This window comes from Kushneria pakistanensis, assembly GCF_014652795.1.
Taxonomy (GTDB): Bacteria; Pseudomonadota; Gammaproteobacteria; order Pseudomonadales; family Halomonadaceae; genus Kushneria; species Kushneria pakistanensis.
Window position 1 is genome coordinate 959,895 of the sequence record NZ_BMZM01000002.1, and the last position, 18,151, is coordinate 978,045.

Genomic DNA, 18,151 nt, shown 5'->3' on the forward strand with positions numbered 1-18,151 from the left:
TTTTTCACAAGGCGCATCGCACAGGACTTTCTGCACCCGAAAAAAGCGATGTATTACGCCGCGTCGTAGCGACAGACCCGGTTGCGCCCTCCGTGTTTGGCCCGGTAAAGCGCTTCATCGGCGTGATGAATGGCCTTTTCAGCGTCACCCGTATCCGGAGGTACGGCGGCAACACCAAGGCTGATGGTAATGCTCAGAAGCTGCTGCGCCAGCGCGACGGGCGTTGTTTCGATCCGGGATCGCAGGCGCTCGGCCATCAAGGCCGCTTCCTCGATCGAGGTGTCGGGCAGCAGGATCAAAAATTCTTCGCCGCCCCAGCGTACGGCCATGTCCTGCTGGCGCACGATGGCGGTCAGATGCTGCGCGAAATGTTTGAGCGTACTGTCGCCGGCCTCGTGGCCCAGCCGGTCATTGACCGATTTGAAATGATCGATATCGATGATGATGACGCTCGATATCCGATCGGTCCGGCGGTGGTGATCCTGTCGCTTGAGTATTTCCTGCACGGCCCGTCGATTGGCCAGCCCCGTGAGCTGATCGGTTTCTGCCAGACGCTTCAGGGTAATGCTTGAACGCTCGCTGGTCATGGCGATAAAACCGAAATAGATCAGGATGCAGAGTACCTGATCGGCCATGATGGCGGCCTGACCACTGACCATCATCTCCATGCTCATCATGCCCGTGACCAGCATGAGAAAGGGGACAAACAGGGCAACGAAATAGATGGAAAAGGCCATGGCCACAACGTATTGCGACAGTATTCGTCGGCGGGGTGGCCTGAGAATTTCAATTATGGCCAGAATTGTCATGAGGGCGGTGACAAAAAAGGTCATGGCCAGCTGAAGGGATTGCGAAACGTCCAGCCATCGCATGGTCAGCAGCAAAATACCCGGGGCCATGCTGATCGAAAGCAGTACACGAATATCAACGCTGCGCTGATAAAAGATTCTAAGACCGCTCCATGACAGACTCAGACTCGAGAAAAAAAGCGTTGTGGTAATCAATGACAAAGGAAAGGGCGCCACTGGATAGCTCGGGCTTAGCGACATGAGAAGCGAGCCTGTGGCCGACGCGGCCAGCGCTGCCAGCCAGTGTCGCAGGCAGCACTCATCGGGCTGGCTGATGACCGTGGCCAGAAAAACAAGCAGGAAGGTGCATCGGCTGATGCCGCTGGCCAGATAAAGCATCTCGGGGGTGAAGGGCATGCCTTGCGCTACCTCATGCAGGTTCTGCTTCATCGAAAGGATGCACTAGAACCGATATCCCAATCCAAGGCCCGTGATGAGCGTGTCCATATCGACTTCAGCGCTGAAACCTTCCCCTTTGAACTGATAGGTCGGCACTTTCAGATACTGGATGGCGGCATTGGCAAACCAGTGGCCACCCAGGTGATAGTCGAGCCCGGCCCCCAGCAGCATGCTGTTGATGTCCTCGACCTCAAAGTCGGGGATATGGTCGGCCGGGTCGACCCGAAGGGTATGCGACCGGACCATCCCGACGCCGAGATAGGGGTTGAGGCTGGCGCCCGGACGGAAGTGGTACTGCGCCATCAGCGCTATCGCGGCGGTTTTGATGGTGCCGACATCAAAATCGCTCAGCATTGAATCCGCCACTCGATAACGGGTGGATGAGACACCGCCGGCCAGTTGCAGGGCCCAGTGATCGGTCAGGAAATAGCTTAAATCCAGCGTCGGCGAGACCACATCGGGGGTCTCAACGGTGCCATCGATCAGAGGAATGTTCGAGCGCATCTCCATTGGTGTAATGCGCGCCGCCCCGGCCCTGATCAGCCAGTCACCCTGTGTGAGACCGGGGCGAGTGGTGGCCGCCACCACGGGCGACGAACATAGTGCCATGGCGCCTGCCAGTGCTGCCCAGTGTCCAAACCTCTTGTGATATGAGGCCATGATGATCCGGTGACTCCGCTTTCTTGTAACATTATGTTGTGAAGATAGCGGCCCGGTTTTCTCAAACTTTAATGAGCCCATAACAGGACGTTGAAAGGACAGGCACCGGCGGTGACAGGCCAAAAAAAGCCCCGCGCGAGGCAGGGCAAAGGAGAGAGAGGGAAAAACGGTTAGTGAGCAACGCTGCCGGAGGCACCGATGCCGGTCTGGGAGCGCACGAACTGGGCATCGAAGAGCTCCCGTTCCCGTGCAGCGGAGGCCGAGTTGTCGGTGATCGAGAACAGCCAGATGCCGATAAAGGCCACTGCCATCGAGAACAGCGCCGGGTAGTCATAGGGGTAGATGGGGCTGTCGTGCCCCAGCACCTGCACCCAGATGGTCGGGCCGAGGATCATCAGCACGATCGCCGTGATCAGCCCCAGTCCGCCGCCAATAACCGCGCCGCGGGTCGTCAGTCGACGCCAGTACATGGAAAGCAGCAGTACCGGGAAGTTGCAGCTCGCCGCGATCGAGAAGGCCAGACCCACCATGAAGGCCACGTTCTGGCTTTCAAAGGCAATGCCCAGCACGATGGCGACGATCCCCAGTACCAGCACCGAGATCTTGGAGATGCGCACTTCCTTTTTCTCATCGGCGTTGTCCTTCATGATGACGCCGGCATAAAGGTCATGGGAGATGGCCGAGGCACCGGCCAGCGCCAGACCCGCCACCACGGCGAGGATGGTGGCAAAGGCCACCGCCGAGATGAAGCCCAGGAAGATACTGCCGCCCACGGCGTTGGCCAGGTGCACCGCCACCATGTTGGTGCCGCCGATGATTGCCCCGGTACTGTCCTGAAAGACCGGGTTGGTGCTGACCAGAATGATGGCGCCAAAGCCGATGATGAAGGTGAGGATGTAGAAGTAACCGATGAAGCCGGTCGCCACGAACACGCTCTTGCGCGCTTCCTTGGCGTTACCAACGGTGAAAAAGCGCATCAGGATGTGGGGAAGCCCCGCGGTGCCGAACATCAGCGCCAGCCCCAGCGAAATGGCTGAAATGGGATCCTTGACCAGCCCGCCCGGGCTCATGATCGAAGCACCGCTTGAGTGCACGGCCACCGCCTCGTTGAAAAGCCCTTCCAGACTGAAGTTCACGTGCATCAGCACCATCAGCGCCATGAAGCTGGCGCCGAAGAGCAAAATGGCAGCCTTGATCATCTGCACCCAGGTGGTGGCCAGCATGCCGCCAAAGAGCACGTAACAGACCATCAGCGCGCCGACCACGACCACGGCAATGTGATAGTTGAGGCCGAACAGCAGCTGGATCAGCTTGCCGGCGCCCACCATCTGCGCGATCAGATACAGTGCCACCACGGCCAGCGAGCCAAAGGCGGAAAGCGTTCTGACCGGGCGCTTGCTCAGGCGAAAGGAGGCCACGTCGGCAAAGGTGTAGCGCCCCAGGTTACGCAGGCGCTCGGCGATCAAGAACATGATCATCGGCCAGCCGACCAGAAAGCCCATCGAGTAGATCAGGCCGTCATAGCCTGAGGTGAACACCAGCGCCGAGATGCCCAGAAAGGAGGCCGCCGACATGAAATCGCCGGAGATGGCCAGACCGTTCTGAAAACCGGTGATGTTGCCGCCGGCGGCGTAGTAGTCCGAGGCTGACTGGCTTTTCTTGGAGGCCCACCAGGTGATGTAGAGTGTGATCCCCACGAAAATCAGGAACATGATAATCGCCGGCACGTTGAGCGACTGCTGCGTGACAGGCCCGGTCAGGGCGTCGGCCATGGCGGTATCGGCCAGTAGCAGGCCGATCGCGCCTGACAGGACTATTCTGGGTAGCGAAGCTTTCATTGACCGATCTCCTCGAGAACACGGGCATTGAGGCGATCAAACTCACCATTGGCGCGATGTACGTAGATGCCGGTCAGCACAATGGCGACCACAATCAGACCCAGACCGATCAGAATGCCCCATGTCGTGACCATGCCACTGGCCAGTGGCGTGCCCAGAATGCCGGGGGCAAAGGCGATAAGCAGAATAAAGGCCATGTAGAGGGCCAGCATGATGATGGAAAGGGTCATGGCAAAACGGCTGCGTTTTTGCACCAGCTCCTGGAAGCTGGCATTGCGCTGAATCTCGCGCCACTGGGTATCGTTGTGCGTTGGTCCATTCATGGCTCATCCTTGTTATCGCGGCAGATCACCGTTTTTATGTGCATGGCCACTAATACTTGCCCGGAAACAGGGCAAAAGAGCAGAGCACTTTAGTCGTGATTCGACCAAAGAGAAGGTCAGGGCGCGAAGACGTCCGGTCGCGATCGCAGCGAATACGCCTCACGGGGTGATGACATCAGGCGCCGATGATCGCCCACGCGATCCGCGGCAAGGAATGACAGGGAGCAGCAGGGACATGGATATCGAGCAGCTGGAAATTCGCCAGCACATGGCGCAGTTTGCGCCCTTTGAATATCTCGGTGACGAATGGCTGGACCAGGTGGCTACCCGGGTCGAGATCAGCTACTTCCAGGCGGGAACCGACATTCTGGCGCTGGATCAGGAGATCAATGAGCTCTGCTATGTTCGCAGCGGCGCCGTCGAGGTCTCAAGACGCAGCGGCCAGCTGTTTGACCGGCTGATGGAAGGGGACATCTTCGGTTATTCCGACATCATGCGTAATCGCCGTGTCAGGTTTCCGGTGCGGGCCATCGAGGACACGCTGATCTACTTCGTACCCGCCGAGCTTTTTGACGCGCTGCGCGCCGATAACGACGATTTCGCCGACTTTGTCGAAACCGGCGGTGACCGGCTCAAGGCCACGATCGATCAGCAGCGCAGCGACAATCAGATGACCAGCACCCGGGTGCGCAGGCTGATTCGACGCAAGCCGACCATGGTGGATATCCGCACGCCGGTAGGCGAGGTGGCCCGACGCATGCGCGAGGACAACGTGACCTCCGTGCTGGTGCTCAGCGATGAGGGCGAGGAGGCCAACGGGCCGCGTCACTTCACGACCCAGGAAGGTCAGGTTCGCCGTCTGGCAGGGCTTTTGACCGACCGGGACTGCTGTGTGCGGGCGCTGGCGGAAAACCTCAGCGGTGAGACACCGGTAGGCGAGGTGATGTCGACCAGCCTGATTACTGCCCAGTCGGATGTCTCGATCTATGAAGCCATGATGACGATGCTCAATCACAACATTCAGCATCTGCCCATTTTGTATCGACGTCGGCCGATCGGTGTGTTGCAGCTCAGCGATGTCATGCGCTACGAGACCCGCAGCAGTCTTTATCTGGTCAGTTCGATCTTTACCCAGTCAGGTCTGGCCGGGCTGGTGCGTCTGAGCGGTGATGTGCCGCTGGCCTTTGCACGGCTGGTGGATGAGGGGGCCGATGCCCACATGATCGGGCGCACCATGGCCACGATCTGTCGAAGCTTCATTCGCAAGCTTCTGGAGCTGGGTGAGGCCGAGCTGGGGCCACCGCCGGTGCCTTATTGTTTCATGGTGCTGGGGTCATGCGCGCGCGATGAGCAGACGGTCTTTGCTGATCAGGACCATGCCATGGTGCTTGATGAAAGCTTTGTTCCCGAGCAGCACGATGAATATTTTCAGTCGTTGGCACGCTTTGTCAGCGAAGGAATGGCGGCCTGCAGCTATCCGCTGTGCAAGGGCGATATCATGGCCACCAATAAGCGCTGGCGTCAGCCGCTGTCGGTCTGGCAGGGCTACTTTCGTGACTGGATTGAAAAGCCTGACCCCGAAGCCCTGCTGCACAGCTCGATCTTCTTCGATCTGGGCTATGTCCATGGCGAGCTCAACATGCTCGAGAGCCTTCAGAGTCTGATCAGCAAGCTGGCGCCCCAGCACCCCTTCTTTCTGGCGGCGATGGCCCGCAACGCCCTTAATCGAACACCGCCGCTGGGGCTCTTTCGTACCTTTATTCTGGAAAAGGATGGCCAGCACAAGGATGCCATTGACCTCAAGCGCCGCGGCACGGCGCCGCTGGTGGATCTGGTCCGGGTACACGCTCTGGCCTGTGGCTCCAGCGCGAACAACACCATTGATCGCCTCAAGGATATTGCCGAAACGCGCCTGCTGCCCGAAGGCGTCAATGACCGGCTGCGCTATGCCTTCGAGTTCATCTCGATGGTGCGCATTCGCCATCAGGCGCTGGCCATTGAAGGCAACGAGGCGCCGGATAACCGGCTCAGACCAGACAACGTGGAAAGTCACGAGCGTCACAACCTCAAGGATGCCTTTGAAGTGCTCAGCCATGCGCAGAAGTTCCTGAAGTTCCGCTATCCGATGCCCTCCACCTCGACGCGGGGAAGGGGGCGCTGATGCGTGACTGGCCGCAGCGACTGCAAAAGCACTACCGGCGCTGGCAGTGGCACCGACGCGGGAAGCTGGTTTCCGAGTGGCCGGCCTATCTGGCGGATCGGCAGAGCAAAACGCGCGATGAGCGTCTGGCGCACTATTTTGCCGCCGGCACGTTTGATCCGCAGACGCCAATCAGCGAGGTGCCGATGGTGGCGCTGGACATCGAGACCACCGGTCTTGATCCCTCGCGTGACAGCATCGTCAGTATCGGTGTGCAGCCTTTCACGCTCGGGCGCATTCCGGTGGCTCAAAGCAGTTACTGGACGGTCAAGCCCCGGCGAGCGCTCAGCAATCGCTCAGTGGTCTATCACCGCCTCACGCACAGCGATCTGGCCAATGCGCCGCGATTTGACAAGGTCGTCGGCGAAGTACTTGAGCAGCTTGCCGGGCGTCTGGTCGTGGTGCATTACACCCGGATCGAGCGTGAGTTTCTCAATGCGGCGGCCCGGCACTATCTGAAGGAGCCGCTGCTGTTTCCGCTGATCGATACCATGGCGATCGAAGCCTATCAGCACCGTCGGCTGCCCTGGTTTCAGCGACTGCTTGGTCGGCGGCCGGTGTCGCTGCGTCTGCATCCCAGTCGGGAGCGCTACAACCTGCCGGCCTATCAGGCTCACCATGCCCTGATCGATGCCCTGGCCACGGCCGAGCTCCTGCAGGCGCAGATCGCCCGGCACTATGCGCCGGATACGCCTATTGGCGTTCTCTGGGAGTAATGTTCTGCTTTTGAAGATGTTCTCTCCACAAAAAAAGGCGGCCTGCAGGCCGCCTTTTTTATGCGCGTCGAATGCACTGACGTGCCGGGTCATCTCAATAGCGTGGCTCCGAGCGTAGCCCCTGGATGATGGCGTAACAGGCCGCCAGCAGCACGATCGTGAAGGGCAGCCCGGTGGTGATGACGGCGGCCTGCAGGGCAGTAAGACCACCGCCCAGCAGCAGCGCGATGGCGATGGCCCCCTGGATCAGCGCCCAGAAGATGCGCTGGGGCTTGGGCGCATCGACCTTGCCACCGGCGGTGATGGAGTCAATGACCAGCGACCCGGAGTCCGAGGAGGTGATGAAAAACACCATGACCAGCACGATGCCGATGAAGGAAGTGATCGACGTCAGCGGCAGCTGGCCCAGCATGGTGAAGAGCTGAAGTTCCAGTGCGGCATCCTTGACGCCTTCAAAACCACCGGTCAGCTGTGCGATGGCGGTGTCACCAAAGGTGGTCATCCAGAGTATGGATACCACGGTCGGCACCAGCAGCACGGCAATCAGGAATTCACGCACGGTGCGGCCGCGGCTGACGCGGGCGATAAACATGCCAACAAACGGTGACCAGGAGATCCACCAGGCCCAGTAGAAGGCCGTCCAGCCGTGAACGAAGTCGGTGTCTTCACGCCCGAAGGGCATGGCCAGCGCCGGCAGGTTCCTGACATACGAGAACGTGTTTTCGAAAAAGTCGGTGGCAATCAGCATCGTCGGGCCAACGATGATCACGAACACCAGCAGCAGGAACGCCAGTGCCATGTTGATCTGCGACAGGCGCTGTACCCCCTTGTCGACCCCCAGCGTGACCGACAGCAGGGCGACCATGGAAATACCGATGATCAAAAGGACCATGGTCACATCAGTGTTGGGGAGACCAAAGAGATAGTTCAGACCGGCAGAAGCCTGAGAGGCGCCCAGCCCCAGCGACGTGGCAAGGCCGAAAAGCGTTGCAAATACCGCCAGGATATCAATGACGTGACCCGGCCAGCCCCAGATGCGCTCCCCCAGTACCGGGTAGAAGATCGAGCGCATGGTCAGCGGCAGCCCCTTGTTGTAGGAAAAGAGCGCCAGCGACAGCGCCACGATCGCATAGATGCCCCAGGGGTGCAGACCCCAGTGGAAGATGGTGGCCGCCATGGCCATGGACTGCGCCTCGGCCTGATTGCCCTGCGCGCCGCCCAGCGGTGCCCAGGAGTCACCGGTGATGGCGGTACCATAGTGGGTAATCGGCTCCGAGACGCCGTAGAACATCAGCCCGATGCCCATACCAGCGGCGAACAGCATCGCGAACCAGCCGGCATAGCTGAAATCGGGCTTGGCATGCATGCCGCCGATGCGAACCCGGCCCAGCGGGGTAAAGATGAGCGATACCGCCACGATGACGAAGATATTGGCCGCCAGTAGAAACAGCCAGCTGAGATTGTTGGTCAAAAAGCTTTTGGCGCCATTGAAGATGGGTTCCATCTGCTGTGGCAGTGCGAGCGTGATGATCACGAACAGCAAAATGACCAGTGATGAAACCGTAAAGACCTTGCCGTGCAGGTCGACGCTGAAACCGAATCGGTTGGTTTGAATGTTGTCCTGACCGATGACGTAGTCCGTGTCAATCAGGTTGGCCTTGCCGCTCGGGGCGGGAATGCCTTCGCTGACCTGATCCCTGTCATTGTCGTTGTTACCGGGTGTCTGGCTCAATTTATTGTCTCCATTACAGCCATCAAGGCGCTGGCAGGTTGAGCAGTTAAGCGCTCACGGCGCAATCATAAACCTAGCTGAACACGACGTCGGTTTGAATACCCGGGCGCGACATGCGTTAAACAAAAACGCGTCAGAACCGACATTTGCCGTCCCGCGTGCAGGGGGTTAACGACATGAGCCCTATCGTTTGGCACGATAATGTTACCTTTTATTACATGCTGTGCGATGGCCTGTAGACCATGGGATAACCACTGACATTACCTCCTGTCGCCTCCACCCAACGATGACAGGTATTAGCGCCACTGCCGGCATGGAAGACACAAAAAGACGGGGCGACCCGAAGGCCGCCCCGTCATCACATTCACCTTGTGGCTTGCTGTGTCAAAACCACAGTAAGCCCGGTGCGTTATTTCACCTTCTTGGCGCGGGGTTCGGACATCAGCCCCTTGATGACGCCGAAGCAGCCGATCAGCAGCACGATGGCAAACGGCAGGCCGGTCGAGATGACCATCGCCTGCAGGGCGCCCAGGCCGCCGCCCAGCAGGAGGGCGATGGCGATAACGCCGCTGATCAGTGCCCAGAACAGGCGCTGAGAGGTCGGCGCGTCGATCTTGCCGCCGGCCGTGATGGTATCGATGACCAGCGAGCCCGAGTCTGCCGAGGTGATAAAGAACACCATGATCAGCAGCAGGCCGATCAGTGAGGTGACCGTCGACCAGGGCAGATTGCCCAGCATGACAAAGAGCTTGAGTTCCAGTGCCGCGTCGGCCACGCCCTGCATGCCGGAGTCGACCTGGAAGATCGCCGCGCCACCAAAGACCGTCATCCACAGGACGCATACAATGGTGGGCACCAGCAGCACCGCAATCAGGAACTCACGCACGGTTCTGCCACGGCTGACACGCGCGATGAACATGCCCACAAACGGCGACCAGCTGATCCACCAGGCCCAGTAGAACGCCGACCAGGACTGGCTGTAATTGACGTCTTCACGACCAAACGGCATCGACAGGGCCGGCAGATAGGTCACGTAAGCGTAGAGGTTGTTGAAAAATCCAACGATCAGATCAAGCGTCGGGCCGGTAAACAGGATGAACAGCAACAGCGCAAACGCCAGGCCCATGTTGAGCTCGGAAAGGTGCTTGAGACCGGCGTTGACCCCGGCTGCCACCGAACACAGCGTGACGGTCGTGATTGCCACGATCAGGAGCACCCGCGTGGTATCGGTATCAGGGATGTCAAAGAGATAGTTCAGACCGGCTGCGGCCTGCTGAGCACCCAGACCCAGGGAGGTGGCAAGGCCGAACAGGGTGGAAAATACCGCCAGGATATCCACGACGTGGCCGGGCCAGCCCCAGATGCGCTCACCCAACACCGGGTAGAATATCGAGCGCATGGTCAGCGGCAGTCCCTTGTTAAAGGAGAACAGTGCCAGCGACAGGGCTACCATGGCATAGATCGCCCAGGGGTGGAGTCCCCAGTGCAGCATGGTGGAGGCCATGCCGAGCTGGCGTGCCGCGGCCTCGTCGCCCATGGCACCGCCAAGCGGCGCGCCATCGGTACGGACACCGTTTTCGACCGTGGTACCGCCCAGCGCCTCGGTATAGTGCGAGATCGGCTCGGACACCCCATAAAACATCAGCCCGATGCCCATGCCAGCCGCAAACAGCATGGCAAACCAGCTGATATAGGTATGGTCAGGCTTGGCCTCGGCACCGCCCAGACGCACCTTGCCCAGCGGGCTGAAGATCAGTCCGATGGCAAGTATCACGAAAATGGCGGTGGAGAGCATGAAAAACCAGGACAGATTGCCGGTCAGCCAGTCTCTCATGCCGTTGAAAAACGGCTCCATCTGTGACTGCATGGTCAACGTCAGTACCACAAACACCAGCACCAGCAGTGACGAGATGCCAAACACCTTGCCGTGCAGGTCCACGTTGAAGAGCATGCGGCCCTGAAAATTGTCCTGACCGATGACATAGTCGGTATCAATCAGGTTGGAATCGCCAGTAGGCGCCGGTATCCCTTCACCGGCGTCACTGGCCTCATCCTTTTTTTCATTTTCCGGTTCTTGCGTCAAAATCGTTCTCCATCATTGTCGCCGGGTAACGTCGAAGGACGAAACGGGCTGGATGAATGTCAAGCCGGGTCTGCCCGGGTATTTTTTTATAACGTCGATCAAGGAGGGTAGACGCTGTTTGAAGGATACTCATAACTCGAACCCATGAAATTTGGGTGAATACCCTCCGCCATGCGCCGTGTGCAGGGCCTGCGCAGGGCGTTTTTTCACGGGTTAGCACAAACGAGCAGCGCTTTGTCCAACGCACATTCCCTGTCGATCAAACACCATCACATCAAGCACGATGCCGCTGTGAGCAATGACCTGTGCTGCACAGTGCCAGGCACTTTCTGCCAGCAGATCGCCCAGTGCAATACCTGCGGCATCGGCAAGCTCAAAGGCCTCGAGGCCAGAATTGGCCGCCATGATACGCCCGGCCAGGATGTCATTACCTCCTGCCCCGGATGCCAGGCGCGCCAGACGTTCAAGGTCGATGGCGCCACGCCTTGAGTGCACATCCAGCATGCCCTGACCGAGCTTGGCTATCTTGGCGATGCCACCGGCAATGGTGACCCGGGGCACCGGGTGCTTGCGCAGATACTTGAGCATGCCCCCGACAAAATCGCCCATTTCGATCAGCGCGCTCTCCTCCAGCGCATAATGCGCCTGCACTGCCATCTCCGATGTCGAGCCGGTCGAGCCCGCAACATGAGGCAGTCCGCGTGCCCGGGCCACATCGATCCCTCGATGGATCGAGTGAATCCAGGCCGAGCAGGAAAACGGAATCACCACGCCGGTGGTGCCCAATACCGACAGCCCGCCCATGATGCCCAGACGGCCATTGAGGGTTCTCAGCGCGATTTTTTCACCCTCGTCGATGGCGATGGTGACTTCCAGATCCACCTGATGGTGGCCGGGCGTTTTCTGGGCCACCGTTTCCAGCGCCTGGCGAATCATGCGCCGGGGCACCGGATTGATCGCCGGCTCCCCGGGCGGGATGGGCAGTCCCGGGCGCGTCACGGTCCCTACACCCGGCCCTGCTTTGAACACCAGACCCGAGCCTGCCTTCAACAGGCGAATCGTTGCGCGCACCAGCACACCATGCGTGGCATCCGGGTCATCGCCGGCATCCTTGATGACACCGGCCATGGCCCAGTTGTCACCGCGTTCTTGCACGGCCAGGGCAAAGGCCGGCGTTTGCCCCTTCGGCAGCGTGATGGTGACCGGATCAGGAAACTCGCCGCTCAACAGTGCCGTATAGGCCGCCCGGGCAGCTGCAGTGGCGCAGCAGCCGGTGGTCCAGCCACGTTTGAGAGGGGCGCGTTCCTGGGTCATGGCGCATCAGCATCCCGATGAGACAATGTCAATCCTAACATGCGCAGGCTTCTGACCCCATCCACTCATTGCCGCAGCGCAGCGTGCAACGGCCTTGAGGCAGTGGTGAGGCCGCTTCAGTGATGATCGTGAAAAGCCGATAAGCACGATAGCGAACACTGTTTGCCATCAATGTTAAAGGTCATTTAAGATGTTTTTAACATTTCCTTAATCATTGTGGGGCTCACTTCGAGTGGGCAGACCACGCTGCCATGCAATGAGTTACCTGCCATGAATCACGTTACTGCTTCTCCGCAATGGGAGCGCCTCTCTTCCTGGCATGCCGCCCGCCACGTCTATCCAAAACGGCGAGAGTGGAAAATGCGCTACAAGATGTTCCTGCGCGCTGCCCTGCATCAGGGGGTCTATCGCTCCCTGTTAATGGGGGTGTCGCTGAACCCGGTGCTTGAAAAGGCGGTGGCCAGCCGTGCCAACCTGCTCAACAAGCCGTTTCGGCCCTATATCTCGATTCGTTATGGCCATATCGAGCGGCTGCGACATCTGCTGTTGCATTATCAACTGCAAAGGCAGCTGCTGAGCGATGACGTCAGTGCCCGCATCACGCAGCGCCCGGGGCTGTGGCTGGGGGAGTGCGTGGTTGACGGGGAAACGGCCAATATCTATCTGGGCTATCGTGGCGCGCACGACAAGGAAGGCGAGATGATGCTGATGATCATCCGTCCGCCCAAAAAACGCCTCTACAGTGCGGCCCTTTCGTTCATGCGTGACGATCAGGGCCGTCCGGCGCTTTGTCTGGGCACCGTGCAGGGCTCGCGCCAGCAGTCGGACTGGAACCGGCAGTTCACCCGGGAGCATTTCGGCCTGCGTCCGCAGTCGCTAATGGTGGAGCTTGCGCAGATGCTCGCCCGCACGCTGGGTATGGACAATATCTACTGCGTGGACAACGCCCACCATGTCTATCGCGCTCGCCCCAATGGCAGCCGTCAGCGCGGTTTCGATCTGGATGCATTGATCATCGAGCACGGTGGTGAGGCGGCCTCACCCGGCTGGATCGTGTTGCCTGCCGCCCAGCGACGCAAGCCCGTTGAGGTGATCGCCTCCAAAAAGCGCAGTATGTACCGAAAGCGCTATGCCTGGCTGGACGCGCTGGAAGGGCAGGTCGGGCAGGCACTGAGCGCCATGCCCGAGTCGGTATCGCGTGAAAAAGCGCCTGCAGGAGAGGTGGCCCACACACCGGCATTACCCATGACCGATGTGCGGGAGCGGGCAGGTGAATCAGTTGCGCTCTGAGCGCGCCTCACCAATGTTGAGCGGGACACGATAGAGACTGCTGGTGGCGGTCACGAATAGATAATGCTGACCCTCGTGTTCGGCAAAGGCCAGGTTGGCGGTGCGCTCGGGCAGATCGACGCGTCCCAGGCGCTGGCCCTCGGGACTGAACACCTGCAGGCCACTGTCGCTGCTGGACCAGACGTTGCCCGCTTCGTCGACCTTGAGACCATCCGGCACGCCGGGCGAGACCTCGACAAACATGCGCTCGTTGGACAGCGCGCCGTCGTCGTCCACATCGTAGGCGACGATATGATGGTTGAGGCTGGCATCCTCGCGGTCGTGCCCGAGCTCCGAGTCGGCGATATAGAGCGTGCGCTCGCCGGGGGAGAAGGCCAGCCCGTTGGGTGTCTTGACCGCAGGCGTTGTCAGCCGGGTCAGCTCGCCGCTGTCCGGATCGAAACGATAGACATATTCGCCGCCGGTCACCGAACGACCGCCGTAGCCCTCTTCCGGCACATCAATGCCAAAGGTCGGGTCGGTAAACCAGATGCGCCCACGAGCATCCACCACCAGGTCGTTGGGACTGTTGAGCTTGTGTTCGCCGTCCAGATCGACCAGGACTTCCCATCGGCCATCCTCGTTCAGGCGTTCGACGGCGCGCTTGCCGTGGGAGGCGGCCAGTACCCGGCCCTTGTGATCCAGCGCATGGCCGTTATGAAACTGTGCCGGTCTGAGCCATTCCTGTACGTCCTCGCCCTCACGCCAGATCATCACGCGGTTGTTCTTGATATCACTCCAGATCACGCTGCCATCGGGCAGGGCCAGTGGGCCTTCGCTCCATTTTCCGCCGTCGTAGAGTTTCTCGATGGCGGCGTCATCATCAATGAGCTCTGAAAAGCCGGGGGTTTCCCCGACCACGCGGGGTGCTGCGCCATCACCGGCCATGGCACTGCCGGCCCCTACGCCGGCCATCAGCAGGCCGGTACACAGCGAGCGTGAGAAAGATTGAAGCCAGCGGGACATGCACCTTCTCCCTGTTTTCGTTAAAGACCCTGTAGCCTGACGCGTATGGGCGTTTGCGCCAATACGATCTTTTGTTACCTAAAGGCTCGGCTCAGGGATTGCCCACGCAGGTGCAGGCAGGCTAGTCTGAGCGTGATTCGCACGACGAATCAGATCCTCAGGGCGGGGTGAAAGTCCCCACCGGCGGTGATGTCAAAACCAGTGTTCTGAACTGGCAGCGAACAAGCCCGCGAGCGCCCCTGGCGCAGGAATCGGTGAGATCCCGATGCCGACGGTGATAGTCCGGATGGGAGAGGATTGACGCCTTGTTGCCGACTGTCGGCGGTGAGCGTGTCGCTGTACGTGTCGTACAAAAACTCCTGTCTTGCCCTGTTCCTTGTCTCTCGCCCCGATGGCGACCCTGGAGCAGTTCTCATGTCCCGTAATATCGACAATGAAGCATCCTCTTCTGACAACGCGCAGGCACGTGTACGTCTGGCGCTCGACAGTCTGGCGCGCGGCCATGGCGTTGTTGTGACCGACGACCCCGACCGTGAAAACGAAGGCGATCTGATCTTTGCCGCGACCACGCTGGATGAGCGCCAGATGGCGCAGATGATCCGCTTTGGCAGCGGCATCGTCTGTCTATGTCTGACCCATGAACATGCCGACCGGCTGGAACTGCCGCCGATGGTGGTCAACAACGAAAGTCCCTACTCGACCGGGTTTACCGTCACCATCGAAGCCAGAGAGGGCGTCACGACCGGCGTCAGTGCTTACGATCGCACCGTGACCGTGCGGGCTGCAGTGGCCGAGAACGCCCGTGCCGATGACCTCGTCCGCCCCGGCCATATCTTCCCCCTGCGCGCCCGTGATGGCGGCGTACTGGCACGCCGTGGCCATACCGAGGCCACGATCGATCTGGTACGTCTGTCAGGCCATTCGTCTGCCGGCGTGCTCTGTGAGCTGATGAACGATGATGGCACCATGATGCGCGGTGAAGCACTGGAAGCCTTTGCGCGCGAGCGTGACTACCCGATGGTCTCGATTGCCGAACTGGTCGCCTGGCGTGAGCAGCACGACCCGGTTGAATCCTTTGATGTGGCAGCGTTTGCTACCCTCTGATCTGCCGGACGGTGGCCGACCATGCTGGTCGGCCATCGTTATATAAGGCTGTTTTTACAGATTATTTTCTCATGACGCCCCTTCGCACCATCATTCTGGACGCCTCGCCGTTTTCCGGAAGGGTGCGCCTGCCGCTGGGCTGCTGACCGGCTTCTTCTGACATCGATCTGACATCTGACTATTTTCGGAGCGTTTCATGACCTCTTCCACACCCTATCAGCAGCTCGAGGCACGCTTTGCGCGGCTGCACCGCTACGCGCATCTGGGCGCCATGGCCGGCTGGGATCAACTGACCATGATGCCCGACGGTGGCAATGAGGCCCGCGCCGAGGCCATGGCCGAACTGAGCGTGCTGATGCATGAAACGCTGACCGCGCCGGAAACGCGTCGACTGCTCGACGAGATCGACCCGGCATCGCTGGAGGATGCGCAGCAGGCCAACCTGCGAGAGATCACACGCGAAGTACGAGATGCCATTGTCATGCCGCCTGAACTGGTCGAGGCGCAGTCGCTGGCCGGGGCGCGCTGTGAAAGTGCCTGGCGTACCTGCCGCGCCAATAACGACTGGGAAGGCTTTCTGCCTACCTTCAGGGAGGTGGTGCGTCTGTCCCGCGAAGAGGCGCGCGTTCGCGCCGAGGCCACCGGCTGCAGCCGCTATGAGGCGCTGTTGCAGAAGTTCGAGCCGGGCCTGACCCTTGAAGCGCTGGATCGCATCTTCAACGACATGCGCCAGTGGCTGCCAGGGCTTTTGAGTGAAGCCGTCGAGCACCAGCGCGGGCGTGATCCCGTCATGCCCCGGGGGCCCTTTGGTGAAAACGAGCAGCGCCGTCTGGGTGAGCGTGTCATGCGCTGGCTGGGGTTTGATTTCGAGCACGGCCGGCTGGATGTGAGTCTGCATCCCTTCTGTGGGGGCGTACCGGACGATGTGCGCCTGACCACCCGCTATCGGGAAGATGAGTGCCTTACGGCACTGATGGGCATCATTCATGAGACCGGTCACGCCCGCTATGAACAGAATCTGCCGCCGCAGTGGCGCCGTCAACCGGCCGGGCGCGCCCGTTCGATGGCGGTACACGAGTCGCAGAGTCTGAGCCTTGAGATGCAGCTGGGGCGCAGCGCTGCGTTCGTACGACAGCTCAGACCGTGGCTGATCGAGGCGCTGGGGGATCAGCCGGCCTTTGAAGCGGACAATCTGGTTCGCCTGGCGCAGCAGGTCGAACCAGGCCTGATTCGCGTCGATGCCGATGAAGTGAGCTATCCGGCGCATATTCTCCTGCGCTATGACATCGAGCGTGCCCTGATCGAGGGCGACATCGAGGTCGAGGACATTCCTGCACGCTGGGATGAGGGCATGCAGCGCCTGCTGGGGCTGGATACCCGCGGCAACTACCGGGATGGCTGTCTGCAGGATATTCACTGGACCGATGGCTCGTTTGGCTATTTCCCCACCTACAGTCTGGGCGCGATGCTGGCGGCACAGCTGATGGCCGCGGCCCGTCGCGCCGAGCCGCAGCTCGATGAGCGCATTGCTGAAGGTGACCCGAGCCTGCTGCTTGACTGGCTCAAGGCCAATATCTGGCAGCAGGGCAGTCTGCTGGAGACCTCCGAGCTGATTGAACGCGCCACCGGTGAAGCGCTGAACCCCGAGCATTACCGACGCCACCTGCGTGAGCGCTACATCGACGGCTGATGGGAGCGTGCCATCGCCTCACCGGGAGTGCGACGTGTTTGAGGGATACAGGCCTTTGTGATGTGAAGCATTAAGACAATGAGGTGGCGGGGGTGGTTTGATTGTGTGACATTCGCACGGCCGGCTATCACACTTGTCGGTTCAATGTCTTGGATCGAGACCACGGGCGATGGGTGTACAGGTACTTTTTCACGGCTGTCTTGATGATTTCCTGCCGCCAGCCGGGCGAGGGCAGCCGATCATGCCCCCAACGCTGCGGCGCACCTCGCTCAAGGATCTGGTGGAGTCGCTTGGCGTGCCACACACCGAGATCGCTGCGCTGACGCTCAACGATTGCCCGGCGACGTTCGAAACGCTGGTCGAGCCGCTGGGAGGCGATCATGTCATGGTCAGAGCCTGGCCGCCGAGCGCCCAATCGGTCGAGCACACCCTGCAGCCACCGCGTCCGCGTCCGGCCCGGTTTGTGCTCGATGTGCATCTGGGCAGGCTGGCCCGCTATCTGCGTCTGCTGGGATTTGACGTGTGCTGGCGCAATGATTTCGGGGATGCAGAGCTGGCCGACATGTCGGCACTGCAGTCACGTATTCTGCTGACCCGCGACCGACGCCTGCTGTATCGCCGCCAGATCGTGCACGGCTACTTTGTACGCAGCGATGATCCTGGTCGACAGGTCGAAGAGGTCTGTCATCGCTACGGTCTGCACGATGAGATCGCTGCCTTCAAACGCTGCGCGCGCTGCAACGGACTGCTGGTGAAGGTTGACAAGGCCTCGGTCGCCGGTCGTCTGGAAGCGCGTACCCTGCTGTATTACAACGACTTCTACAAGTGCGCCAGGTGCCGTCATGTCTACTGGCAGGGCAGTCATTTTGCACGCATATCTGCCTGGGTCGAGACGCTGAAGCAGCAGGTCGCCTGATCTGCGGCGGCACTTTACTGGCTGCTTCAGGTA

At 60.2% G+C, this 18,151-nt stretch carries 14 protein-coding genes and 1 riboswitch; of the genes, 6 read left to right on the forward strand and 8 right to left on the reverse strand.

What is annotated here, in order from left to right:
• Window positions 1-53: 53 nt before the first annotated feature.
• From IE123_RS09795 to IE123_RS09810, 4 genes are all read right to left on the reverse strand, one after another.
• Window positions 54-1,238, reverse strand: coding sequence for a GGDEF domain-containing protein (locus IE123_RS09795; RefSeq protein WP_189517544.1), 1,185 nt, complete (start codon window positions 1,236-1,238; stop codon window positions 54-56).
• Window positions 1,239-1,250: 12 nt separating this feature from the next.
• Window positions 1,251-1,856 (reverse strand): OmpW/AlkL family protein, encoded by a 606-nt coding sequence (locus tag IE123_RS09800; RefSeq protein ID WP_189517546.1) that lies wholly within the window; start codon window positions 1,854-1,856, stop codon window positions 1,251-1,253.
• 221 nt (window positions 1,857-2,077) lie between these two features.
• A complete protein-coding gene (locus IE123_RS09805) occupies window positions 2,078-3,745 on the reverse strand; it encodes a cation acetate symporter (RefSeq protein WP_189517548.1) in 1,668 nt (555 codons plus the stop codon).
• On the reverse strand, window positions 3,742-4,068 hold the full coding sequence (locus IE123_RS09810) for a DUF485 domain-containing protein (protein ID WP_189517549.1): 327 nt from the start codon (window positions 4,066-4,068) through the stop codon (window positions 3,742-3,744). The genes IE123_RS09805 and IE123_RS09810 overlap by 4 nt, the downstream gene beginning before the upstream one ends.
• Window positions 4,069-4,303: 235 nt before the next feature.
• Here IE123_RS09810 and IE123_RS09815 point away from each other — a divergent pair, with 235 nt between their 5' ends.
• Both IE123_RS09815 and IE123_RS09820 read left to right on the forward strand, forming a co-directional pair.
• Window positions 4,304-6,229, forward strand: a complete 1,926-nt coding sequence (locus tag IE123_RS09815; protein ID WP_189517551.1) for a putative nucleotidyltransferase substrate binding domain-containing protein — start codon at window positions 4,304-4,306, stop codon at window positions 6,227-6,229.
• Window positions 6,229-6,984 carry a 3'-5' exonuclease gene (locus IE123_RS09820; protein ID WP_189517553.1) on the forward strand — a complete coding sequence of 252 codons (756 nt, stop codon included), beginning with the start codon at window positions 6,229-6,231 and terminating at the stop codon, window positions 6,982-6,984. Before IE123_RS09815 ends, IE123_RS09820 begins: the two co-directional genes overlap by 1 nt.
• A gap of 94 nt (window positions 6,985-7,078) precedes the next feature.
• Here IE123_RS09820 and IE123_RS09825 read toward each other — a convergent pair whose 3' ends face one another.
• The 3 genes from IE123_RS09825 to IE123_RS09835 all read right to left on the reverse strand — a co-directional run bounded on the left by IE123_RS09825 (window position 7,079) and on the right by IE123_RS09835 (window position 12,113).
• Window positions 7,079-8,716, reverse strand: coding sequence for a BCCT family transporter (locus tag IE123_RS09825; protein ID WP_189517555.1), 1,638 nt, complete (start codon window positions 8,714-8,716; stop codon window positions 7,079-7,081).
• Between the two features lie 409 nt (window positions 8,717-9,125).
• A complete protein-coding gene (locus IE123_RS09830) occupies window positions 9,126-10,799 on the reverse strand; it encodes a BCCT family transporter (protein ID WP_189517557.1) in 1,674 nt (557 codons plus the stop codon).
• Window positions 10,800-11,012: 213 nt separating this feature from the next.
• On the reverse strand, window positions 11,013-12,113 hold the full coding sequence (locus tag IE123_RS09835; RefSeq protein WP_189517559.1) for a cobalt-precorrin-5B (C(1))-methyltransferase: 1,101 nt from the start codon (window positions 12,111-12,113) through the stop codon (window positions 11,013-11,015).
• Between the two features lie 270 nt (window positions 12,114-12,383).
• Between IE123_RS09835 and IE123_RS09840 the strand changes: the two genes are divergently transcribed.
• A complete protein-coding gene (locus IE123_RS09840; RefSeq protein WP_189517561.1) occupies window positions 12,384-13,403 on the forward strand; it encodes a DUF535 family protein in 1,020 nt (339 codons plus the stop codon).
• Here the strand turns inward: IE123_RS09840 and IE123_RS09845 are convergent.
• On the reverse strand, window positions 13,389-14,408 hold the full coding sequence (locus tag IE123_RS09845) for an SMP-30/gluconolactonase/LRE family protein (RefSeq protein ID WP_229819685.1): 1,020 nt from the start codon (window positions 14,406-14,408) through the stop codon (window positions 13,389-13,391). The two genes, IE123_RS09840 and IE123_RS09845, sit on opposite strands and share 15 nt — an antisense overlap.
• Before the next feature lie 149 nt (window positions 14,409-14,557).
• Window positions 14,558-14,710: riboswitch (FMN riboswitch) on the forward strand.
• 112 nt (window positions 14,711-14,822) lie between these two features.
• On the opposite strand from IE123_RS09845, the gene ribB reads away from it, so the two are divergent.
• The 3 genes from ribB (at window position 14,823) to IE123_RS09860 (ending at window position 18,118) form a co-directional block, all read left to right on the forward strand.
• Complete coding sequence (gene ribB, locus IE123_RS09850; protein WP_189517563.1) at window positions 14,823-15,512, forward strand: 3,4-dihydroxy-2-butanone-4-phosphate synthase; 690 nt, start codon at window positions 14,823-14,825, stop codon at window positions 15,510-15,512.
• A 196-nt stretch (window positions 15,513-15,708) separates the two neighbouring features.
• Window positions 15,709-17,202 (forward strand): carboxypeptidase M32, encoded by a 1,494-nt coding sequence (locus tag IE123_RS09855; protein WP_189517565.1) that lies wholly within the window; start codon window positions 15,709-15,711, stop codon window positions 17,200-17,202.
• A gap of 169 nt (window positions 17,203-17,371) precedes the next feature.
• Entirely contained in the window at window positions 17,372-18,118 is a 747-nt protein-coding gene (locus tag IE123_RS09860) for a Mut7-C RNAse domain-containing protein (protein ID WP_189517567.1), read from the forward strand.
• Window positions 18,119-18,151 lie beyond the last annotated feature (33 nt).